We start from the raw sequence: 23006 nt of genomic DNA, 5'->3' as shown, positions 1-23006 counted from the left end.
ACACAATGAGTATTTTATCGGACAGAATTAACAAACTATCTACCTCACAAACACTGGCTATGGCAGCCTTAGCCAGAGAATTAAAAGCCCAAGGCAAAGACATCATCAGCTTGAGTTTAGGTGAACCCGATTTTAACACGCCCGACTTCATTAAAGAAGCGGCTAAAAAAGCCATCGATGACAACTACAGCACTTACACCCCGGTTGACGGTTATGTAGAACTCAAAGAGGCCATTTGCCGAAAGTTCAAAAGAGACAACAACCTCGATTACAAACCGGCCAACATCGTCGTTTCCACCGGTGCCAAACAATCATTATACAATGTGGCGCAAGTGATGTTGAATGACGGTGACGAAGTCATCCTTCCCGCACCGTATTGGGTTTCATATTATGAAATCATCAAACTTTCCGGCGGCGTTCCGGTAGAAGTACCAACGTCTGTTGAAAGCGATTTCAAAATCACACCCGAGCAGCTGGAAAAAGCCATCACACCCAAAACCAAAATGATGTGGTTCAGTTCTCCTTGCAACCCAAGCGGTTCGGTGTATAACCGTGAAGAATTAGAGGCCATCGGCAAAGTCTTAGAAAAATACCCAAACATCTATATTGTTTCCGACGAAATTTACGAACACATCAATTTCTCAGGAACGTTTTGCAGTATCGCTACCATTCCTGGCTTATTCGACAGAACCATTACGGTTAACGGTGTTGCCAAAGCCTTCGCCATGACCGGCTGGAGAATCGGTTACATTGGCGCACCCGAAATCATCGCTAAAGCGTGTACCAAAATGCAAGGTCAAGTCACTTCCGGCGCTAACTCTATCGCACAAAGAGCTACAATCACAGCCGTGGATGCCGACCCTAGTGTACTGAACAATATGGTGACGGCCTTTAAAAACCGCAGAGACTTGGTAGTCGCCTTAGCCAAAGAAATTCCGGGCTTCAAAATCAACGTGCCCGAAGGTGCCTTTTACCTTTTCCCTGATGTTTCGGCTTATTTCGGTCAAACCTTACGCGGAAAAACCATCAACAACGCCGACGATTTCTCGATGTATTTGCTCTCCGAAGCCAACGTAGCTACCGTTACCGGCGACGCTTTCGGAAACCCGAACTGCATCCGTTTGTCATACGCGACCAGCGAAGCCTTACTGACAGAAGCTTTTAAAAGAATTAAGGAAGCATTAGCTTAAAACCATACGCCTCAAGGAAACTTGGGGCTTTTTTATAGCGTTACCCTTTGGGTCAGGCTTTCGGCTTTATCTCTCCGCTACACTACGAGGATATCGCCTCAATCCTTAACGCAAAACAGACCGCTTAGACATTTTAGAATGTCAGACACTTTCGTAAAAGTTCTGATTTTTTTTAAATCTAAGAAGTCTAAAAATCTAACAATCTAAAAAGTCTAAACATGACTAAAAAAATACTACTTCTCGGTTCCGGCGAACTAGGCAAAGAATTTGTCATCGCCGCCCAACGCATCGGACAAACGGTTATTGCTGTCGACAGTTATGAAAATGCACCCGCCATGCAAGTCGCCCACGACTTTGAAGTCATCAACATGCTCGATGGTGCCGAACTCGACCGTATCGTAGCCCAACACCAACCGGATTTTATCGTTCCCGAAATCGAAGCCATTCGCACCGAACGTTTTTACGATTATGAAAAACAAGGCATAACCGTTGTGCCATCCGCAAAAGCAGCGAACTTCACCATGAACCGCAAAGCCATTCGCGATTTAGCGGCCAAAGACTTAGGCTTACGAACCGCCAACTATAGATACGCAACCTCAGCCGAAGAATTACGCAACGCAGTAGCGGAAGTCGGTATACCGTGCGTGGTAAAACCATTGATGAGTTCTTCCGGCAAAGGCCAATCCACCATCAAAACCGAAGCGGATATCCTAAAAGCTTGGCAATACGCCGAGGAAGGTTCGCGTGGCGACATCATTGAAGTCATCGTAGAAGCCTTTGTCAATTTTCATTCCGAGATTACTTTGTTGACCGTTACTCAAAATGGCAATCCAACGTTGTTCTGTGCACCAATCGGTCACCGACAAGAGCGTGGCGATTACCAAGAAAGTTGGCAACCGGCCGAGGTTTCTGATAAAGACCTTCAAGAAGCCCAAAACATGGCGCGAAAAGTCACCGAAGCGTTGGGCGGCGCGGGTTTATTCGGCGTTGAATTTTTCCTGACCAACGAAGGGGTTTATTTCTCAGAATTATCACCAAGACCACACGATACCGGTATGGTAACCTTAGCCGGAACGCAAAACTTCAACGAATTTGAATTGCATTTGCGTGCCGTTTTGAGCCTGCCTATTTTTGAAATTACGTTGGAAAAAGTAGGAGCCAGTGCTGTAATTTTAGCAGGAGGAAATTCGAATAATCCAACGTTTAGCGGAATTTCCGAGGTAGCCGCTTTACCCAAAACCGATTTTCGTATCTTTGGGAAACCAAGTGCTCGTCCTTACCGCAGAATGGGAGTCGTTTTAACACATGATTCGTTAGAAACTCCAATTGAAAACGTAGTAGAAAGAGCCAAAGAAACCGCAAAATTAGTAACCGTAAATTTATAATGATGAAGAAATTATTGTTAGTGGCTTTCCTCACTTTAGGAATCAACGCCATGAATGCCCAAGAAAAAAAGCCACAAGTAGTAGAAGCTTCTTGCGGACAATGCCAATTCGGAATGAAAGGCAAAGCCGGTTGTGACTTAGCCGTTCGCATCGATGGAAAAACCTATTTTGTAGACGGAACCGACATCAACAAACACGGAGATGCTCACGCTGATGACGGGTTTTGCTCAGCCATCAGAAAAGCGGAAGTAGTGGGAGAAATTAAAAACGACCGATTCGTAGCTTCGAGTTTTAAGTTACTACCTCTGAAAAAAGAAGACCACAACAACCACGACGGTCACCAACATTAAAAACCAAGCGGCCTTTCAGTGACGAAAGGCCGCTTTTTTTGGCGCTATTTTCGTATTTTTGAAACCATGAGCTTGATTTTAGACAATATCGCCAAACACATTTCCCTAACGCCGGAAGAAGAACAACTGTTTTTGTCTAAAACTGAAACGCGACAAGTCAAAGCCAAAACCATTTTACAAAATGCCGGTCAGGTTTGCAAGGATGGCTACTTTGTAAATTCTGGTTTGCTGCGAAGCTTCAGCATTAACGACAACATCGTCGAACACGTGATGAGCTTTGCCTGCGAAGGTTGGTGGATCAGCGACATGTACAGTTTACTTTCTCAAAAACCCGGCAATCTTTTTATTGAAGTATTGGAGGATGCCGAAATTATTGTCCTTTCTAAAGAAAATCAAGAACAACTTTACCTCGAAATTCCAAAATTGGAACGATTCTTCCGGATCTTAACGGAGAATTCGTTAGTAGCCAACCAAGAGCGCTTGATGGACAACTTAAGTCTAACCGCCGAAGAACGCTACGAGAAATTCTGCAAAAAATACCCATCGCTTATTCAAAAATTACCTCAAAAGCAAATGGCTTCTTATATTGGTGTTACTCCTGAATTTTTTAGTAAAATGAAAGCGCGAATGTTGAAGAAGTAAACGCAATCCTCATGCATATTACTGATTATCGAATAACTCAGCTACTTAGTTACTCAGCCAGTCATCAACTTCAAATATTTCTTAACCTACATTAAGTGTCTCAACTTACCCTTGATTGTAAATTTGTATCATAATAATCACTAAATTTATACATCATGGCATCGAAACAAAGTTTCGATTGCATTTGACCATTAAAAAACAAACTAAAAAAGCAAATGAAAAATACCATTTTACACAAAGCCGAGACCAGAGGACATGCCAATCATGGTTGGTTAGATGCGCACCATACCTTTAGTTTTGCCAGTTACTATAATCCCGACCGAGTACAGTTTGGCGTTTTGCGCGTATTAAACGACGACATAGTGGCCGGCGGCATGGGCTTCGGGACACATCCGCACGACAATATGGAAATCATCACCATTCCGCTCGAAGGCGATTTGGCGCACAAAGACAGCATGGGCAATACCGAAGTTATCAAGTTTGGTGATGTGCAAGTTATGAGTGCCGGAACCGGAATCCAACACAGTGAATTCAATCCGAATCACGACCGCAGAACCAATTTGCTGCAAATTTGGGTATTCCCAAAATACCGCAATGTGGAACCGCGTTACCAACAAATAACCTTAGACACCACCGACCGTCATAATAAGTTACAACAAATTTTATCTCCTAATGCCGATGATGCCGGTGTTTGGATTCACCAAAATGCTTGGTTTCACATGGGCAATTTAGACCAAGGTGTAACTTTGGAATACAGCCGTAAATTAGAAGGCAACGGATTGTATGTATTTGTAATCAAAGGAAATGTGAAAGTAGACGGACAAGACTTGTCCCAACGCGATGGGTTAGGGATAACCGATTTTGAAAAAGTAACTTTTGAAGCGACTTCCGAGGCTGAAATCTTGTTGATGGAAGTCCCTATGTTTCAATAATTAAAAACCTCCGCAAATTCGCAAACCAAATAATTGGTGCATTTGCGGTTAAACCTTAAAAAGATGCAAAACGAAGTACAACTTAAAATCGACGGCAATAAAGGCTTTTTTTACATTGAAATTGAGGGCAAGCAAGAAGCCATGATGACCTTTGTTTTTGCCGGCGAAGATAAAATCATCATCGATCACACCGAAGTCAATCCCGGCAATGAAGGCAAAGGCTTTGGCAAAAAAATGGTCACCAAAGCCGTGGAATATGCTCGAGAAAACAACCTCAAAATCATTCCGCTCTGTCCTTTTGCCAAAAGTGTATTTGACAAGGTGGCCGAATTTAGAGACGTTTTATAATTAATAGTTTATGGCAAATCTTTTAGAAAATAATGTAGAAGGTAAAATTGGCACCCAAAAATATTTGTGTTCCATTACTTGGCGCAATGGTACTTTGTTGATGGACGAACCGGAAAATGTGGGCGGACAAAATATCGGTCCCGATCCGTTTTCTACTTTTTTAGCCTCTTTAGCGGGTTGTACATTATCTACCCTACGCATGTACATAGACCGAAAAGGATGGGACATCCCGGAAATTTTCATTTCACTAAACTTATCTCAGGAAATTAAGGGCGAATTAGTCACTACCATCACTCGTGACATTTCGTTTTCAAACGAAGTAAGTCCGGAAATTAAAGAGCGATTATTGCTGATTGCCGAAAAATGCCCGGTCTCAAAAATTCTGAAAAACCAAATTCAAATCGACACTAAAATCTAAAAATCATGGATCCTAACAACCTAACCAAAGAATACACCAACGGCGAAGTGACCATAGTATGGCAATCGGGCAAATGCATTCATTCGGCCAATTGCGTCAAAAACAATCCGGATGTATTTAAACCTAAGGAAAAACCTTGGATTACACCTGAAGGTTCGACTACTGAAAAAATTATCGAAACCATCAACAAATGTCCGTCGGGCGCCTTGACGTATTATTTAAACCAAGCAAAATGAAAAAAATACTAGCCTTTGGCGGTTCGTCGAGCCGGAATTCGATTAACAAACAACTGGCCGTTTATGCCGCTAATTTGTTTAAAAATACCAGTATTGAAGTATTAGATTTAAACGATTACGATATGCCTGTTTTTTCCGTTGACCGTGAAAAGGAAAACGGAATTCATCCTTTGGCTCAGGATTTTTATGATAAAATGGGTCGAGCTGATTTCATAGTGCTTTCCTTGGCTGAGCATAACGGCGCTTATTCAGCCGCTTTCAAAAATATCTTGGATTGGGCATCTCGTATCAACGCTAAAACCTTCCAACAAAAACCCATGCTTTTATTGACTACTTCTCCCGGTGCTCGTGGCGGCTCTAGTGTTTTGGACATCGCTTCAAAACGATTTCCTTTTCAAGGCGCTGACCTGAAAGGAAGTTTTTCTTTGCCGAGTTTTCACGATAATTTTAAAGACGGAAAAATTGTTAATTCCGAATTGGAACAGGCATTGAAAGAAATAGTTTCGAACATCAACTTATAAAAAAAGCCCTAACACTGGTTAGGGCTTTTTGATTATTGGTACGCTTTATTGTCAAATCGGGTGACATCGATTATTTTTTCTTCATCAATATCAAATGAAATTTCCACACTATCGCCTACTACTGTAATGGGCAACTCTCCGGATACTTGAGTAGAACCCACGAATATTCTCGGATAATCTTTGATGGTGAAATAGTAAAAACTGTTACCGTTTTTCACATCATTCTGAATTCGAGTAATCATAGATTTAATGCTTTTTTTAGCTTCCGTACTACTCGGGTTTATTTTATTGCCGGAAGAGTTGTAGGCACTCTTGAAAGCCGTTAAAGTTTCTCTCATCGAGTTCCCAACGCCTACTATAGTATAATCGTTAATGGCTACCATCGCATACATTTTTACCAAACCACCATCATCTTTTAAAGTCATTACATATGTGGGAATATTATTGATGTTATAAGGAATTGGCAAGGAAGCGCGATAACCCTTCTCTTGCACTTTCCCTTCAGCCGATTGCTGAGCGGCATATTCTGTAGCACCGCTTTGCTTGTAAAAAGTGGTTTCTTTGGTTCGGGTATCGACTAAAACAAACCCAACAGCACTTTCGTCGCTGCCCACAGAAGTCAATCCGGTGTACCAATACGAACGGTCATTTTTGCCGTAAACCAAAGTTAACCCTTCAGTGATTTGCAATTTATCACGGTTGGAAAAGTTCCAATAGCCGTTAATCAGTTCGCCCCAATCGTTCAACTGTTCTTCTACAATTACCGCCGGCTGAATGCGATCTACCCAGGCCGGTGTATCGGCTATAGCATATTGTTGTATCGCTCCGGTTTGGGCATCTACCACCAAAACGCCGGTAGCATCTTTACCCGAAAACCCGATTTCTTTTTGGTAAGTGGAAATTACCCAATACGGATTTCCTTTTTCGTCAATTTCAAAAACAAAATCTTCCAAACCGGTAGTTGCATAACCGTTAAAATAAACATGTCTGTGAATATCGCTTTGGAAATAGGCCCCCGGTTGGTATTTTATTTTGAGCGGTTTGTTGTCTATAGTTTCTACCAATCTAACATCGCGTTCGTTGGTGGCGGAAACCATAACATAGCCCGGCGTTCCTTCTGGGTTGTTAAACCATTTGAAAAATCCGGAGTGCAACAATGGCGCCACCCAAAACAATTCGTTGTTGACTTTTTGTATCGAAAATCTCCCCAATTGAATCTGACTTCCGAGAGCCGGTTGAGAACCGATAATTTTTTCACCTAACAAATAAGCCAACTCCTGATCAACTACTCTGATTTTGTCCATAGAAATTGGTGCTATGTGTTTGGAAATCTCATTCCCTTTCTTCACTTCTCCAATCATTTTTTGATACTTGGAAGTGTACAAAAAGGTGGCTGAAGTGATTAAAGGCAATATTGTTAAATAAACAAGAACAATTGCCATAGTCAAAAGTATCCACTTTTTGGGTCTTTGATTCACAATGAATTTCTTTCCGGCTTTGTCGGTAGTAATCCCTAAAGAGAATAAGAACAAGAAGAACAACAATACTAAAATAATGACGCCAACACTGTAAAATCCGTAGTTGAGAACCGGCATTGCTAAATAAATGAGCAAAAAGAAAAGAATTACAAACAGTAAATACTTCTTCATCGTTTTTTGGGTTTTAAGTTTAGCTATTTGACGTAAATCTACACCTTAAAGTTACAATTTCACCTGAGTTGTTCTTTATTCCGCAGTTATCCTTATTTTTGTCCTCTAATTTTATTTCTATGAAAGCATACGTATTTCCCGGTCAAGGCGCTCAATTCACCGGAATGGGCAAAGACCTATATGAAAATTCGGCTGTAGCCAAAGCGCTTTTTGAACAAGCCAACGAAATTTTGGGCTTCCGAATTACCGATATTATGTTTGAAGGCACTGCCGATGAACTCAAAGAGACCAAAGTAACCCAACCGGCCGTATTTTTACACTCGGTGATTTTGGCCAAAACGTTAGAAAATTTCCAACCCGATATGGTTGCCGGTCACTCATTAGGAGAGTTTTCGGCTTTGGTAGCCAATGGTACTTTGTCGTTTGAAGACGGCTTGAAGTTGGTTTCCCAACGTGCGATAGCCATGCAAAAAGCTTGCGAGATTAAGCCTTCTACTATGGCAGCTGTTTTAGGTTTAGACGATACAATTGTAGAAGACGTTTGTGCTTCTATTGATGGTGTTGTCGTAGCAGCCAATTACAACTGTCCCGGACAATTAGTAATTTCAGGCGAATTTACAGCCGTGGAAAAAGCTTGTGAAGCGATGAAAGCCGCGGGTGCCAAAAGAGCCTTATTATTACCGGTAGGCGGAGCATTCCATTCGCCTATGATGGAACCGGCTCGAGAAGAATTAGCCGCCGCTATTGAAGCTACTACTTTCCACACACCAAGCTGTCCGGTTTACCAAAACGTTACAGCCAGCGCCGTTTCTGATGCCAATGAAATCAAGAAAAACTTAATCATCCAGTTGACCGCTCCGGTAAAATGGACGCAATCGGTACAACAAATGATTAAAGACGGTGCGACTAGTTTTACGGAAGTTGGTCCCGGAAAAGTTTTAGTTGGCTTAGTCAACAAAATTGATCGTGAAGTAGAAACGATTTCGGCTTAATACATTTCGAAAATAATTATAAAATACAATCCTCGTGAAACATTGATTTTACGAGGATTGCTTATTTTTGTGTACTATGAATACAATACGCGATATTTTACAGCAAACCGAATCGGCTAAAGTCATTGCCAACCACATTGACTATGCAGATTATGTAGCTTTAGATTTATCGGTAACCAACACCGATTTAGCCGGGGAATCCTTAACTGCTGCTAAAGATTATGAGCATTATATACAGCGTTATTTGGATAATCATCAGGCACAAATTGCCTTTGGCGGTTATAATGAAACCCGAAATTTATACCAAAGAAGTGCGGTTTTTAAAAACGAAAATACCGACGAGCGCAACATCCATATCGGTTTAGACTTATGGATAAACGAAGCCGCACCGATATATGCCGCTTTAGAAGGTAAGATTCACAGTTTTCAAAACAATGAAGCTTTGGGCGATTACGGTCCGACTATTATTTTAGAACACGAAATTGAAGGTTGTAAATTTCACACGCTTTACGGTCATTTGAGTTTAGAGAGTTTGAAAGATAAAAAAGTCGGGCAGCCAATAGCCAAAGGCGAACAAATTGCTGAATTAGGCTTGCCTCCTGTAAACGGCGATTACGCACCGCATTTGCATTTTCAAATCATCATCGATATGGAAAACAAAAAGGGTGATTATCCCGGGGTTTGCAGCTCAAAAACCTTGGCATTTTATTTGCAGAATTGTCCTGATCCTAATTTATTATTAAAAATTAAATAAAAATAAAAATGAAAAAGATTGTTTTGTCCTTGGCCTTAGTAGCTTTATTAGCTTCTTGTAAAAACGAAACCCAAGAAAAGTTAGACGCCGCTAAAGATGCTTTAAAAGAAGAAGTAAACGAAACCATAGATTCTGCTACCATTAAAGCCAACATCAAAATCGATTCGTTAAAAGAAAAAACCAAAGCCAAAATTGACAGCGCCAAACTCAAAAGTGCTGAAAAAATGGAGGAAGCTGCTCAAAAGCTGAAAGAATCGGTAAAAAAATAAGTCAAAATCCCATGTGTAAGCGTGGGATTTTTTATTGTCGCTTATAGTTGGTTATGAAAACACCCAAAATAATCAATACCGTTGCTATTAGAAAATCGAAGGTGATTACCTCATCGAGCAACAACCAACCTAAGAACACGGCTATGGCTGTATTGAAATAATTCAAGACCGTAATTTGAATGGCCGAAACTCTTTTAAGCGCATAATGATAGGCGAAAAAAGCGATCACCGAACCGAAAACCGAAAGGTATAACGTTGCTCCAATACTTCGAGCGCTCCAAGTCGTAAAATCGACATTCGGATTGAAAAGTAGCGCTAAAACAAATTGCACTATAGCCGCTATAGAAAACTGATAAAATAAATTCAGCGCTATATTATTGGATTTGTGCGTGTGCATTTTGGTATACAATGTTCCAAAAGACCAAGATAAAATGGCAATGCTGAGAAACAACACTCCGGTTTTATAATTCGGATCCAAAATATCGCCTAAGCCATCTCGGAAAATAAAAACTACACCCAAAAAGCCAATCAAAACCCCGATAAATCCTTTAAAGGTTGGTTTTTGCAAACCGGTAGCTGTACCGCCCAAAAAAACTACTAATGGTGAGAGCGCGCTTAGGATAGACGTTAGTCCGCTGGGCAAAGTTTTTTCGGCTATGGTAGTGAAACCATTGGCTAACACTATCATTAAAATAGCCGGAATAAATTGGAGCTTGAAGTTTTCCCAACCAATCCATGCCAATTCCTTTCTATATAATAAAATGGCCAAGACTATCAAGGCAGCCAATCCTTGACGGCTCGAAGTAATGTACCATTCCGGTATGGTTTCAACCGCTATCCGAATACCCAAATAGGTGGTACCCCAAACTACTGCTACAATAAACAGACAGAAAAGCAGTTTGAAATCGGTTTTTGACGACATGAAAAACAAGGATTGGAAGCCGGATTAGCCTCTGATTTTTTGTTCCCATTTCCAGGCAGAAGCCAAACTTTCTTCCAAAGTCAATTCGGCTTTCCAACCCAAAACGGTATTGGCTTTATCGGTATTGGCATAAGCCGACGTAATATCGCCTTCTCTTCTGCCTACTATTTGATAAGGTAATTTTTGCCCGGATACTTTTTCAAACGCTTGAATGACTTCCAACACTGAACTTCCTGTTCCTGTACCCAAATTGAAAGTTTCCACTTTTTCAGTATTTTGCTTATTCAGTAATCGTTGTAAAGCCACCACATGCGCTTTGGCCAAATCCACCACATGTATGTAATCGCGAATAGCTGTCCCATCAGGCGTTGGATAATCATTGCCATAAACCGAAAGTTGTTGGCGTAATCCCATTGCGGTTTGCGTGATAAAAGGTACTAAGTTTTGCGGAACACCGTTAGGCAATTCGCCGATTTCAGCACTGGGATGTGCTCCAATCGGGTTGAAATAGCGCAATAAAATCGAATTGATGTTAGTAACCTTAGCTGTATCGGTTATGATTTCTTCCCCAATTTGCTTGGTGTTTCCGTAAGGTGACATAGCAGGCTGTACTGAAGCGTCTTCAGTAATCGGCATTTTTTCGGCTTGTCCGTATACAGTACACGAAGAACTGAAAATAAAATTAGCTTCAGGAATTTGGGACAATTCTTGGAGAATATATACCAAAGTATTCAGGTTGTTCTCGTAGTATAATAACGGATTTTCAACACTTTCTCCCACCGCTTTCGATGCAGCAAAATGAATCACGCCAACCAAGTCTTTATGTTGGGCAAAAAACTGTTGAACAGCGGCTTTTTCACGAAGGTCTATTTTTTCAAACAAAGGTTTTTTACCAATGATTTTTTCAATTCCGTCTAAAACCGAAATGGAAGAATTGGATAAATTATCGATAATAACCGCTTCAAAACCGGCATTGTGTAACTCTACTACGGTGTGAGAACCAATAAAACCTAAACCTCCCGTTACTAAGACTTTTTTCATAATTAATTGAAGTATTCTAAAACACTGCTGGTGATGAATTTGATTTGCTCGTCATCAAGCTCGGTGTGCATTGGCAACGAAATTACTTCTTTCACCAACTGATTCGTTACCGGAAAATCTTCTTCTTTGTAACGAGCATCCGCATATGCTTTCTGACTGTGCAGCGGGATAGGGTAATAAATAGCACATGGAATTCCTTTGGCTAACAGATGTTCCATTAAACCATTGCGGTCACCATCAATAATTCTTAAAGTATATTGATGAAAAACATGGCAATCACAGATATCACAAATACTTGGAGCAATGATATTTTTGTGTCCTTCAAAAGCAGCTGAATATTTTCGGGCCGCATTTTGACGGGCTTTGCCATACTCGTCTAAGAAAGGCAATTTGGCTTTTAAAACCCCCGCTTGAATACTGTCTAAACGCGAATTCACACCCACCACATCATGGTGGTAACGCACATACATCCCGTGATTTACAATCCCTCTGATTTTATGTGCTAAATCATCATCATTGGTGAAAATAGCACCGCCATCGCCGTAACATCCTAAATTTTTGGAAGGAAAGAAAGAAGTAGAAGCTACATGCCCGATGGTTCCGGCTTTCTTTTTGGTACCGTCTGAAAATTTACAATTGGCGCCAATGGCTTGAGCATTATCTTCTATAACGTACAAATTATGTTCTTTGGCAATGGCCATAATCGCCTCCATATTGGCGGCGCGACCAAACAAATGCACCGGCACTATCGCTTTGGTTTTTGGCGTGATGGCTTTTTTAATCGCTTCGATAGAAATGTTCATGTTTACGATGTCCACATCTACCAAAACCGGTGTTAGTTGTAATAGGGCAATCACTTCAACGGTGGCTGCAAACGTAAAATCGGCAGTGATGACTTCATCGCCCGGTTTTAAATCCAATCCCATCATGGCGATTTGCAAAGCATCGGTTCCGTTGGCGCAAGGGATCACGTGTTTTACATCTAAATAAGCCTCTAAATCCTTTTGAAACTCATGAACTAATGGGCCGTTGATATAAGTAGTGGTATCTAAAACTTCCTGGATAGAAGCATTAACAGTATCTTTTATTTTATCGTATTGACTTTTCAAGTCAACCATTTGAATTTTTCTCATCTTGTAAAAAATTATGAGTAGCAAAAGTAAGAAATTCTGAAGTAGAATTTCCTATTCGGCAAAAGAAACGTATTTTAGCGCATCAAATTTTTCGGGATGTTTTTATTGTACAATTTTATCGTACTGTTGGCTGCTGCTACCGTGAAGATTTTGGCCTTTTTTAGTCCGAAAATGAAGCTGTTTGTTAATGGGCGAAAAAACGTTTTTAAAACACTCAACGAAAAAATCAAGGCTAAAGACAAAACGATTTGGTTTCATGCGGCTTCTTTAGGCGAATACGAGCAGGGTTTACCGGTAATGGAGCAAATCAAAGCAAAATATCCCAACCATAAAATCGTATTGACGTTTTTCTCACCTTCGGGTTATGAAGTCAGAAAAAACAATACTGTAGCTGATGTAACGGTTTACTTGCCTTTGGACACTTCGTTCAACGCCAAAAAATTTGTAGCATTGACACACCCCGAATTGGTGTTTTTTATCAAATACGAATATTGGCCAAATTACCTCAAAGTCTTGAAACAAGCAGGCATTAAAGCCTATTTGATTTCGGGGATTTTCAGAGAAAAACAAGCTTTTTTTAAATGGTATGGTGGCTTCTACCGGAATGCTTTACAAACTTTTGATTTCTTTTTTGTTCAGAATGAAAGTTCCAAAAAACTACTGCAAAGTATCGGTCATCAAAATGTAAAGATTTCGGGAGATACACGATTTGATCGTGTAGTTTCAATATTAGACCGTGACAACCGCTTGGATTTTATCGAAGCATTTAAAAACGATACTACTACTGTTGTCATCGGAAGTTCATGGCCAAAAGATGAAAATTTATGGGTGACTTATATCAATCAGTGCTCGAACGAGGTGAAATTTATTATAGCACCACACAACATCAAAGCAGAACAAATTGCCGACTTAAAAGCACAAATTACCAAGCCTACGGTATTGTTTTCTGAAAAAGAAGGCAAATCGCTATCCGATTACACCGTTTTGATCATTGATACTATCGGAATTCTGACTAAGATTTACAGTTATGCCGATATTGCTTATGTGGGCGGAGGATTTGGTCATCCGGGCGTTCACAATATATTAGAGCCGGCTACTTTTGGCGTTCCGATAGTGATTGGCCCGAATTACAGTCATTTTGCTGAAGCCACTGCTTTAGTCAATATAGAAGGTTGCGTTACTATTACTAATCAGTATCAACTGAATGACGCCTTCAATAATTTGATTATGAATGCTGATATTCGCCACGAAAAAGGACACATTTGCGAAACCTTTGTCCAAATGAATAAGGGTGCAACAGCGGTGATTTTGGATCACATCAACAACAATTAACAAACAAACTCCTCAAATACAAACCAATGAAACACATGAAATTTTTAAGACTGCTTCTCCTCTTTATTGTTGTACAAGTTCAAGCGCAACAAGGCGGCATGTGGATTCCTTCTTTATTAAAAGGAATGAACGAAAGCGAAATGAAAAACTTGGGTATGAAAATTTCTGCCGAAGACATCTACTCGGTAAACCAATCCAGTTTAAAAGATGCCGTTCCGCATTTTGACGGTGGTTGTACGGCCGAAGTGATTTCAGACAAAGGGTTGATTTTAACCAATCATCACTGTGGTTACGACAACATTCAAAGTCATTCCACCGTAGAACACGATTATCTCACCAATGGTTTTTGGGCTTATAAAATGGAAGACGAATTGCCTAACAAAGATTTATTCGTAACATTTATCGTGCGCATTGAAGATGTAACCGCTAAAGTATTGGAAGGCACAACCGGAATAAATTCGGAAAGCGACAAACAGAAAAAAATTCAGGAAAACATCAATTTATTAAATAAAACGCTTCCCAAAGAAACTTGGCAAGAAAACAGCATCAGAACGTTTTTTGACGGAAACCAATACATTTTATTTGTAACAGAAACCTTCCGCGATGTCCGTTTGGTAGGCGCTCCGCCAAGCTCCATCGGTAAATTTGGTTCCGATACCGACAATTGGGTTTGGCCACGTCATACCGGTGATTTTTCTTTGTTCCGAATTTACGCCGACAAAGACAATAAACCGGCAGCTTATTCCAAAGACAATGTGCCTTACAAGCCTAAACACTTCTTCCCTATTTCATTGAAAGGATTAAAGGAAAACGATTTTACAATGGTAATGGGTTATCCCGGAAGAACCCAAGAATACCTTCCGGCTATTGCAGTTGAGCAAATTGTAAGCACACTGAACCCGGCCAAAGTAGCCATAAGAGACGCAACCTTGAAAGTACAAAACGAATTTATGCGTAAAGACAACGCCATCAAAATTCAGTATGCTTCCAAAAATGCAAGCATTGCCAATTCTTGGAAAAAATGGATGGGCGAAACCAAAGGTTTGAAAAAAGCCAATGCTGTGGGTGTAAAAAAACAGTTTGAAGCCGATTTTCAACAAAAAGTTGCTGCTGCCGGGAAACAAGCCGAGTACGGAAATTTATTAATCGACTTTGAAAAAAATTACACAGAAATCCAAGAATATGCTTTGGCCAGAGATATTTTTAGTGAAATTGCTCTTCGCAATACCGAGATTTTAAGCTTGGGCTACAAATTGTTCCAATTGGAGCAAATTTACAATACAAAAGGAGAGCAATCTTTTAACGACAGAAGAAACAATTTAATTAACGGTTTAGGCGATTTTTACAAAGACTTCAATCCTAAGGTTGACGAAAAAGTATTTGAACAGTTAATCGCTATTTATACTGCTAAATACCCAAAAGCCTTTTTACCGGCTGAATTTGAAAATGTAAACGCCACGAATTTGGCTTCGGAAGTTTTCAATCAATCACAATTGGTTAGCTACGATAAAATCAAAGAATTGCTTACAGGAGACAGTAAAACTGTTCTGGAAAAATTAAATAAAGACCGCGGTTTTCAAGTGATAAAAGCGATGGCCGACAGTCATTTGAAAAAAGTAGCCCCTAAATACGACGAAATCAACCTGAGAAACATCGCTACTCAAAGAACCTACATGAAAGCCATTATGGAATTGAGTCCGAAATCGGCACGCATTTTCCCGGACGCGAACAGCACATTGAGAGTAACTTACGGCAAAATTAAAGGTTACAAACCGAATGATGCCGTAGTTTACGAACCGTTTACTTATTTAGACGGCGTAATGGAAAAATACATTCCGGGCGATTACGAGTTTGACGTTCCTAAAAAACTAATTGATTTATACAATGCTAAAGATTACGGAAAATATGGAGTTAACGGAAAAATGCCGGTCGCTTTCATTGCAACCAACCATACCACAGGAGGAAATTCGGGCAGTCCGGCTTTAGACGCCAAAGGAAACTTAATTGGTTTGAATTTTGATAGGGTTTGGGAAGGTACCATGAGTGATATTTATTATTCTCCTGAAATTTGCCGTAACATTATGGTTGACTTGCGTTATGTATTGTTTATAGTGGATAAATTTGCCGGAGCCAAAAACCTGATTGAGGAAATGAAAATCATTTATCCTAAAGAAAGAAAATAATTTTAACAAATATTTTTGTTTTGGCACGATTGTTGTTAAACAAAAAGCGGAATCCAAAGATGATTTTTAAAAAAAGTTAAATAAAAGTTTTTCTGAATAAAAAAATTTATATCTTTGCTCCGAATTAATAATTAACCTTTTATAATTAAGTAAGATGAAAAAAGTATTTTTAAGTTTAGCTGTTGTTGCTACTTTAACTGTAGTTTCTTGTAAACAAGCTGACGCTGCTGCTGAGCCAGCTGCTGACACAACTGCTGTAGAGGCTGTTGATACTACTGCTGCTGTTGACACAACTGCTGCTGACACAACTGCTGCTGACACAACTGCTGCACCTGCTGAGAAAAAATAATTAGAAATAATTATTTCAAAGAATCAAAGCCACGCAATGCGTGGCTTTTCTTATTTAACTCAGTCGCTTTTTTCAATAAAAACAACTCATTACATCTCCGAAAAAATAGAATCCCCCGAAGAAAAGTCTAGAATCTCTGATTGTGCACCATACTTCACAATTTCGTCAATACCCTTTTGCATCATCAGCTCTGTCGAATACTTTCTGCTGACAGCAAAAACCTTGTCGCCTTTAATCACTTTAAAGAAACTCTTCCCTTTGGCCGTTTTGAACCTCAAAAAACTATAGGTTTCAATGGAAGCTTTAAACGATTCAATCGCCTCTTCACATTCAAAACGCAACTCAAAATTAGAACCGGTAAAAATAGGTTTCCCTTTTCTGGAAACAAATTCAAATTTATATTCGTCGTTAAGTCGTTTACTAATTACAAAGGTTCCCATGGAATTTTAAAAGAGATTAAAACAAAAAAGCCTCTAACTATGTTAGAGGCTTTTGTACTCAGAGCGGGACTGAAACCCACTCAATTTTCAAGATTTTACAATCATTGAAAAGACAATAAAAAAGCCTCTTAACGCTTGAAAATTCAATGTTTTCAAGTGATGACAAAGAAAACAAAAAAATAGAATAAAAACTAATAAAATAGAATAATGTTTGGCAAATGTTTGGCAAATGTTTGGCAAGTTTAAAAAAAGCCTTAATTTTGAGTTGTTCAAAAGTTCAAAACGTTCAAAATCATGGCAAGTGTAAATTTTAGATTAAGAAGCAAAGCAAATAAAAATGTTGCTATTAAGGTTTATTTATCAACTGGAAGAAATAACCTTATTGAGTTGAATACAGGGTTCACCATTAACCCGAAAGATTGGAGCGACACTACAAACCGCCCTAAACAAAATACAGACACAAACAAACAACTATTTAACGAACTCAAAAAGTTAGATAGTTATATTTTCAACAATCTAAATACAGACCTTTCAAAAGGGGTTTTAATCGATAAATTTTGGCTACAAAACCAAATTAACGAATGCTTTAAAAGGGTTGAAAAAATAGACTCCGGTTTACTAAAAAACCATATTCAATACATTATCGATAACGCCAATACTCGCAAAATAGTAGGAAGTCCAAAAATTGGAATTTCAGAGAGTAGAATTAAAGGTTATGAAACTTTCAAAAAGATAATTGAAGACTACGAAAAAAAAAGCCTAAAAAAACAAATCCACCTCTTAGACATTAACAAAAGCTTTGTTGATAAATTCATCAACTGGCTTATAAACTCCAAACATTATTCTAAGAACTACGCCGGTAAACAAATAGATAACTTGAAAACAGTTTGTTTAGATGCTAGTAAAATGGAAATACAAACGAACCCTTATATAAAGCAAATACAAGGATTTACAGAACCAAACGACGAACGTTTTATAGTAACCCTGTCATTTGATGAATTAGAGCAAATTAGGACATGCAACAAACTCACAAATGAAGCTCATATTAACGCCCGGAAATGGATTTTAATAGGTTGTGAAATTGGCCAACGTGGCGGGGACTTGTTAAATATTACGAGAGAAAATATAAGATACAAAGGCGGGCGCATGTACCTTGATTTAATACAGCAAAAAACAAAAAAATCCGTAACTATTGGAATAATAAACCCGCATGTTATTGATATTTTAGAAAACGAATTTCCTTATAAGGTTAGTTCTCAGAAACTAAACGAACATATAAAAAAGGTTTGCCAACTTGCTGAAATTAATGAAATAGTTGAGGGCAAAAAATTAAACCCAAATGCAAAAAAAGAAAATCCCGAAAGCATGCGTAAAATAAGGGGCTTTTATCCAAAATGGGAACTTGTAACCTCGCACACTTTCAGACGCTCATTTGCTACAAATTATTACAAAAAAATACCAACGGCTGTATTGATTGGAATAACCGGCCATTCAAAAGAAAGTTTATTTCTTGATTACATTAACAAAAGCGAAGACAAAGACGCAAACGCAGACCTTTTTATGCAGTTTTACGAACAATTAAACAAAGACAAAGCACCGGAGCTGAAAGTTATTAAAAACGGCACAAACGACTAAAAAAGCATTCTTTAAAAACTAATTTCGATCAAAATGAAAGCCAACAAAATCATTACCCAATATTTAACAGACGTTTCAAATATTCATAGTGTAAGTAGTTATGTAGAAGTTTACAAAGAAATTTTAAAAAACATCGATTTAATAATCGAAAACGAATTTATTGAAGACCAATTAAGCCATTATTGCGGGAGTTTAAAAAGCGCAATTGAACGCATTTTAGAGTACCTTAAAACACACAATGTTAATAGTAAACATTACTTTGTTTTAGCTAAAGAAATAAACATTTTATTAAGTCAGTTTGAAAAAATAATGATTGAAAAAGGTTTTGAAGTTAAAGAAAGCTCTGAAGAAGAAAAAGTTATTTCAATGTATCAAAGAATAGCTTTAAAATTAAATGCTGAAAAACAGTATTTACCGCATGCATACGAACTTGAAAAAGAATTCAAAGAATATATCAAAATTGAAGACATAGAACAAAAAGAACTTGAAGCGAAAAGCAATGCAAAAAGAAACGAAATTGATAAAGAAATTTTTGATTTAACTCTTCAATTTGCAACTGGTAAATTAGATAGTTATTTCAAAATAAATAGTGATAAAACTACATACACTAACAACAAATTAAGTGCTCCAAAAATTGCAAAGGAAATCAAAAAAGAGAGTCTTGAGAAATATATTTTGTGCACACTAAACTACCATAATAGTACTAAAAACTTATGGAAAAGCAAGAAATACTTAAATGCTGTATATGATTACAGTATAAAAAATAAAGAGATAACATTAACCTACTTTTTTAAAGAAAAACACAATCAAATTAACCAAGATTAAACACTATTCTAAAATAGTATTTATTATAGTACTGGTACCGTAATAGAGTACCAAAGAAATAGCAAAATATTTGTGCTCAAGTTTAACAATTAAAATTAAAACTTATGAGTACAATTCAATTTTTTCAAGTTTCGCCCGAACAACTACAAAGCGAAATTACAAAAGGCGTTAAAGCGCATTTAGACGACTTTCTAAAGCATTTTAAACCCAAGCAACCAAATGATTATTTGACTAGGTCAGACGTTGCGCAAATGTTCAACGTGGACTTATCAACAATTGCCAACTGGCAAAAAAACGGAAAACTCAAGCCCTACGGTTTGGGCGGGCGTGTTTACTTCTTACGCTCCGATATTGAAGCAAGTTTAACACCGTTAAACGGCTAAAGCCTTACTTATTTACTCTTTTACTCTTTGAATTTTGGATAAAAAAAGGGCGGTTGTTCAATCCCGCCCTTTATAGTTCAAAAGTTCGTTTTCACTTGGCAAGCAAAAACTATTTACAAATATAGTATTATGGTTGATTTTCTCAAAATACTAATTACTGACAATCAATTAAGAATGTTTTTTTATCAAAACTCATTACTAACTTGGTTAAGCAAAAACGAGAAACTTTCTCATTTTGACTTTGAAACTATCTACTGTAAAGAAACTAAAGTTTACAAAGGCATTTTGTTTTGCTTTTACGAAAACAAGTTAGAAATACTATTCAGGCCTCACTATTACTTTAATGACAATCTACATAATGCAAACGATTTTAAAACATTAGACTGCATAAACGTATTTAAAGAGTTTGTAAATGTTTTTACAATAAAGAACCCGGAAGCACTCAAAATAATCAATATAGAGTATGGAATAAACATAAAAAGCCCTATTGACGTTAAAACACTAGTGACTTATTTAAGTTATCATTCAAAAAATGAATTTAGAAACGATGACTTACTGGCTTTCTCAAAAAAATCATACAGAACAAATAAAAACGGCACGGCAAACACTCACAAAATCATAAAAGCATACGCAAAAGGGGTGCAGTTTCCTGACTATTGCGAATTCAACACATTACGTTTTGAAGTAAAAAGCAAAAAAAGTGCATTTATCAATAGTTTGAGAATATTCACTTTCAACGACTTGTTACAACCTGAACTTTATAGTGAAATGGCAAACAGCATTTTGAATGAGTGGGACGAATGTTTGATACTCGGAACAAATAACGAAAGCGATAAGCTAACCACTAGGGAAAACAATTTTTTATCGAAGTATCAAAACCCTTTTTATTGGTTTGAGATTAAACAAAAACATCGTAATGAGTTCAATAAGGTAAAAAAAAGATACTTCAAACTTCTTAACAAGTCAGGCATAAATATTCACATTGAAATAAAAAATATCATACAACAAAAACTAGAGCAAACGGGTGCGTTTTTACCAACTATTCAAAATAGGCAAAAGGGTGCAATTTTACATGTATATATAATGAAAGAATGCACCTCTTTGCAAGTTTCAAAAATGAACAATTCAGTTTATAAAAAACAACCGAAAAAAACTGAAAAAATAGACTGGAGTTATACGGCTCAAAAAGAAGCTATTTCAAAGCATAATAAACTAGCTGTAATAAATTACAACAATCGCAACCACCCGGAGCGAACAACTAGAATTTAAGAGAATATAAAAACAGAATATTAACAATTAATTATTATCAAAATGAGTACAAAGAAATTATTAGTACATGAAGACAAAACAGAAATTAACAAAACAATTTATTGTTTAGAACAATTCATTCCTGAAATGAACAAATTAAAAACAGCCTTTGAAAACTTAAAAATAGGCAGTTTTTCAAGTGAGATTTATAACAGCGTCAAACAAAGCTTGAGCGACGAAAACATGATACAATTGTACTATGAATCGGTAAACAAAGAACTTGACAAAGTAGGCATTGAAAACGCAATCACTAGAGCGAGCTTATTAAAAGCGCATGAAAACACTATTGAACAATTCAAAACCGAAATGAAACGGTTTTTCGACAGTCTAAACACCTCTTTCGGCATGGTTGATTTAAGACTATTGGACTATCAGGGCGGAAAATTTTTTATTTCAAATGAGAGTGTAACGATAATCAGAGAGCGAAATAGTTATTACCTAGAAACAAAAGAAGAAATAGAGCTATTCAATTCCTTGAATGAATTACTAAAATCGATGCAAAAAACCAGGCTCGCAATGACTGATTTAATAGGTTATGAATACCCTGATCACATTAGCACAATTGATTTAATTAAAAAGTATTTCATTTTTGAAAACAATAAGACATTAACCCTAAAGCCGGTCGGCATTAGAGAATTTAAAAGGAATCACAAATCACATTAAAAACTTAGGGGCTGAAGACTTAATCAGCCCTTTTTAAATGAGTATATTAAGACTATTGCAATAAAGCAAAGTACAACAATAGAGATTAAAAAAAGGTACTGTAAAACGTTCCCGATAAGGTGCTCAAGATGTTGCATTCCGCATTTTTTATACTCATAACCGTTTTTTAATACTGTCACGCTATAAATTTGTCCCCTAAGCTTTTTAAGGCGATTATATTGTATTTAAAGGGCTTTAAAGACAAATAATAAAGATTATAAGAAGTTGCATAAAGTTTTAAAATTACAAACTATAAATATTAATAACATGGCACAATACACAACAAAAGAATTTGCGATTTTATCAGGTGAAAACGAAACTACGATAAGAAAGCATATTGAAAGAGGGAAGTTACTAAGGAATTCCAAAGGGTTTATTGATGACGAAAACCCGATTAATATGGTTTACATTAAGTCAATTGCTCACGGCTTAGGAATAACACCCCGTTACGTGAGAAATAGCAACAATGAAATTATATTAATGAATATCAATTTATACCCGCCGGATGAGGTCGAACATTTGAGGTAACAAAATAATTTAAAAGCCATGATAGAAATTTCTGTTATGGCTTTTTTTTGGTTTTGTGATAAAATGTACTAAGGCTGAAAATTGATAATAACACCGCTAGTAAAAAAAAGGAAAACAAAAGAATTTACAACAAAAAAAGAGGCGTTTTTGTAAATGTTTGGCAATAGTTTGTCAAAAAGCAAATAAAAAACCCGCAAACGATTAATAATTAATTGTTTACAGGTTTTCTGTGTACTCAGAGCGGGACTTGAACCCGCACGAACATTGCTGTTCACTGGATTTTAAGTCCAGCGTGTCTACCAATTTCACCATCCGAGCGTATTGGCTATTGAGCGAAAAACGGGGCTCGAACCCGCGACCTCGACCTTGGCAAGGTCGCGCTCTACCAACTGAGCTATTTTCGCATGTCAAATTTTATAAGAACCGCAACACTTGTACCGTATTGCGGATGCAAATGTAACACTAAAATTGAATTATACAAACCTTTTTTTGAAAAAAAAGTTTCTAAAATCTAATTCGCTGATTAGCAAAATCAACCG

The 23006-nt window shown here is 37.7% G+C and carries 26 protein-coding genes and 2 tRNA genes; 21 read left to right on the top strand and 7 right to left on the bottom strand.

Annotated features, from left to right (window positions below; translation table 11 throughout):
- The first annotated feature begins 5 nt into the window (after window positions 1-5).
- The 9 genes from SK086_RS04385 (at window position 6) to SK086_RS04345 (ending at window position 6022) form a co-directional block, all read left to right on the top strand.
- Window positions 6-1190 carry a pyridoxal phosphate-dependent aminotransferase gene (locus SK086_RS04385; protein WP_324690060.1) on the top strand — a complete coding sequence of 395 codons (1185 nt, stop codon included), beginning with the start codon at window positions 6-8 and terminating at the stop codon, window positions 1188-1190.
- Window positions 1191-1408: 218 nt separating this feature from the next.
- Complete coding sequence (gene purT, locus SK086_RS04380; RefSeq protein WP_324690058.1) at window positions 1409-2575, top strand: formate-dependent phosphoribosylglycinamide formyltransferase; 1167 nt, start codon at window positions 1409-1411, stop codon at window positions 2573-2575.
- 2 nt (window positions 2576-2577) lie between these two features.
- Window positions 2578-2925: a DUF6370 family protein gene (locus SK086_RS04375; protein ID WP_290876315.1), complete on the top strand. Its 348-nt coding sequence runs from the start codon at window positions 2578-2580 to the stop codon at window positions 2923-2925.
- A gap of 66 nt (window positions 2926-2991) precedes the next feature.
- Window positions 2992-3567 carry a Crp/Fnr family transcriptional regulator gene (locus SK086_RS04370; RefSeq protein ID WP_324690057.1) on the top strand — a complete coding sequence of 192 codons (576 nt, stop codon included), beginning with the start codon at window positions 2992-2994 and terminating at the stop codon, window positions 3565-3567.
- A 215-nt stretch (window positions 3568-3782) separates the two neighbouring features.
- Window positions 3783-4499: a pirin family protein gene (locus SK086_RS04365; protein WP_324690056.1), complete on the top strand. Its 717-nt coding sequence runs from the start codon at window positions 3783-3785 to the stop codon at window positions 4497-4499.
- A gap of 63 nt (window positions 4500-4562) precedes the next feature.
- Window positions 4563-4847: a GNAT family N-acetyltransferase gene (locus tag SK086_RS04360; protein ID WP_324690054.1), complete on the top strand. Its 285-nt coding sequence runs from the start codon at window positions 4563-4565 to the stop codon at window positions 4845-4847.
- 10 nt (window positions 4848-4857) lie between these two features.
- Complete coding sequence (locus SK086_RS04355; protein WP_290876307.1) at window positions 4858-5265, top strand: OsmC family protein; 408 nt, start codon at window positions 4858-4860, stop codon at window positions 5263-5265.
- 5 nt (window positions 5266-5270) lie between these two features.
- A complete protein-coding gene (locus tag SK086_RS04350) occupies window positions 5271-5501 on the top strand; it encodes a (4Fe-4S)-binding protein (protein WP_290876305.1) in 231 nt (76 codons plus the stop codon).
- A complete protein-coding gene (locus SK086_RS04345) occupies window positions 5498-6022 on the top strand; it encodes an NADPH-dependent FMN reductase (RefSeq protein ID WP_324690051.1) in 525 nt (174 codons plus the stop codon). The genes SK086_RS04350 and SK086_RS04345 overlap by 4 nt, the downstream gene beginning before the upstream one ends.
- Before the next feature lie 32 nt (window positions 6023-6054).
- Here SK086_RS04345 and SK086_RS04340 read toward each other — a convergent pair whose 3' ends face one another.
- Window positions 6055-7671: a hypothetical protein gene (locus SK086_RS04340; protein ID WP_324690050.1), complete on the bottom strand. Its 1617-nt coding sequence runs from the start codon at window positions 7669-7671 to the stop codon at window positions 6055-6057.
- A 119-nt stretch (window positions 7672-7790) separates the two neighbouring features.
- Here SK086_RS04340 and fabD point away from each other — a divergent pair, with 119 nt between their 5' ends.
- The 3 genes from fabD (at window position 7791) to SK086_RS04325 (ending at window position 9686) form a co-directional block, all read left to right on the top strand.
- Complete coding sequence (gene fabD, locus SK086_RS04335; RefSeq protein WP_324690048.1) at window positions 7791-8663, top strand: ACP S-malonyltransferase; 873 nt, start codon at window positions 7791-7793, stop codon at window positions 8661-8663.
- Window positions 8664-8739: 76 nt separating this feature from the next.
- A complete protein-coding gene (locus SK086_RS04330) occupies window positions 8740-9417 on the top strand; it encodes a peptidoglycan DD-metalloendopeptidase family protein (protein ID WP_324690046.1) in 678 nt (225 codons plus the stop codon).
- Window positions 9418-9425: 8 nt separating this feature from the next.
- A complete protein-coding gene (locus tag SK086_RS04325) occupies window positions 9426-9686 on the top strand; it encodes a hypothetical protein (protein WP_324690044.1) in 261 nt (86 codons plus the stop codon).
- A 31-nt stretch (window positions 9687-9717) separates the two neighbouring features.
- Here SK086_RS04325 and SK086_RS04320 read toward each other — a convergent pair whose 3' ends face one another.
- Genes SK086_RS04320 through SK086_RS04310 form a run of 3 tightly spaced genes read right to left on the bottom strand, consistent with a single transcriptional unit; the run spans window position 9718 to window position 12782 of the window.
- Window positions 9718-10608, bottom strand: coding sequence for a DMT family transporter (locus tag SK086_RS04320; RefSeq protein ID WP_324690043.1), 891 nt, complete (start codon window positions 10606-10608; stop codon window positions 9718-9720).
- A gap of 24 nt (window positions 10609-10632) precedes the next feature.
- On the bottom strand, window positions 10633-11649 hold the full coding sequence (gene galE, locus SK086_RS04315; RefSeq protein WP_324690042.1) for a UDP-glucose 4-epimerase GalE: 1017 nt from the start codon (window positions 11647-11649) through the stop codon (window positions 10633-10635).
- Window positions 11650-11651: 2 nt separating this feature from the next.
- Window positions 11652-12782 carry a DegT/DnrJ/EryC1/StrS family aminotransferase gene (locus tag SK086_RS04310; RefSeq protein WP_324690040.1) on the bottom strand — a complete coding sequence of 377 codons (1131 nt, stop codon included), beginning with the start codon at window positions 12780-12782 and terminating at the stop codon, window positions 11652-11654.
- 96 nt (window positions 12783-12878) lie between these two features.
- On the opposite strand from SK086_RS04310, the gene SK086_RS04305 reads away from it, so the two are divergent.
- The 3 genes from SK086_RS04305 (at window position 12879) to SK086_RS04295 (ending at window position 16646) form a co-directional block, all read left to right on the top strand.
- On the top strand, window positions 12879-14114 hold the full coding sequence (locus SK086_RS04305; RefSeq protein WP_324690038.1) for a 3-deoxy-D-manno-octulosonic acid transferase: 1236 nt from the start codon (window positions 12879-12881) through the stop codon (window positions 14112-14114).
- Window positions 14115-14149: 35 nt separating this feature from the next.
- Window positions 14150-16297, top strand: coding sequence for a S46 family peptidase (locus SK086_RS04300; protein ID WP_324690036.1), 2148 nt, complete (start codon window positions 14150-14152; stop codon window positions 16295-16297).
- 154 nt (window positions 16298-16451) lie between these two features.
- Window positions 16452-16646, top strand: a complete 195-nt coding sequence (locus SK086_RS04295) for a hypothetical protein (RefSeq protein ID WP_290877471.1) — start codon at window positions 16452-16454, stop codon at window positions 16644-16646.
- Window positions 16647-16735: 89 nt separating this feature from the next.
- On the opposite strand, the gene SK086_RS04290 is transcribed toward SK086_RS04295, so the two are convergent.
- Window positions 16736-17086, bottom strand: a complete 351-nt coding sequence (locus tag SK086_RS04290; protein WP_324690033.1) for a DUF1508 domain-containing protein — start codon at window positions 17084-17086, stop codon at window positions 16736-16738.
- Window positions 17087-17380: 294 nt separating this feature from the next.
- Between SK086_RS04290 and SK086_RS04285 the strand changes: the two genes are divergently transcribed.
- The 6 genes from SK086_RS04285 (at window position 17381) to SK086_RS04260 (ending at window position 22467) form a co-directional block, all read left to right on the top strand.
- A complete protein-coding gene (locus SK086_RS04285; protein ID WP_324690031.1) occupies window positions 17381-18721 on the top strand; it encodes a tyrosine-type recombinase/integrase in 1341 nt (446 codons plus the stop codon).
- A gap of 33 nt (window positions 18722-18754) precedes the next feature.
- Window positions 18755-19546 carry a hypothetical protein gene (locus SK086_RS04280; protein WP_324690029.1) on the top strand — a complete coding sequence of 264 codons (792 nt, stop codon included), beginning with the start codon at window positions 18755-18757 and terminating at the stop codon, window positions 19544-19546.
- A gap of 104 nt (window positions 19547-19650) precedes the next feature.
- Window positions 19651-19929, top strand: a complete 279-nt coding sequence (locus SK086_RS04275; RefSeq protein ID WP_324690028.1) for a helix-turn-helix domain-containing protein — start codon at window positions 19651-19653, stop codon at window positions 19927-19929.
- A 129-nt stretch (window positions 19930-20058) separates the two neighbouring features.
- Entirely contained in the window at window positions 20059-21198 is a 1140-nt protein-coding gene (locus tag SK086_RS04270; RefSeq protein WP_324690027.1) for a hypothetical protein, read from the top strand.
- A gap of 42 nt (window positions 21199-21240) precedes the next feature.
- A complete protein-coding gene (locus SK086_RS04265; RefSeq protein WP_324690025.1) occupies window positions 21241-21900 on the top strand; it encodes a hypothetical protein in 660 nt (219 codons plus the stop codon).
- A gap of 306 nt (window positions 21901-22206) precedes the next feature.
- Window positions 22207-22467 (top strand): hypothetical protein, encoded by a 261-nt coding sequence (locus SK086_RS04260; protein ID WP_324690023.1) that lies wholly within the window; start codon window positions 22207-22209, stop codon window positions 22465-22467.
- A gap of 232 nt (window positions 22468-22699) precedes the next feature.
- Here the strand turns inward: SK086_RS04260 and SK086_RS04255 are convergent.
- A tRNA-Leu gene (locus tag SK086_RS04255) sits at window positions 22700-22785 on the bottom strand.
- 13 nt (window positions 22786-22798) lie between these two features.
- Window positions 22799-22871, bottom strand: a tRNA-Gly gene (locus tag SK086_RS04250).
- Between the last annotated feature and the right edge of the window lie 135 nt (window positions 22872-23006).

It is taken from the genome of Flavobacterium cheonhonense, assembly GCF_035671315.1.
Lineage (GTDB): Bacteria > Bacteroidota > Bacteroidia > Flavobacteriales > Flavobacteriaceae > Flavobacterium > Flavobacterium cheonhonense.
The sequence above is the reverse complement of the archived record's forward strand: the minus strand, read 5'-3'. Positions and strand labels throughout refer to the sequence as shown.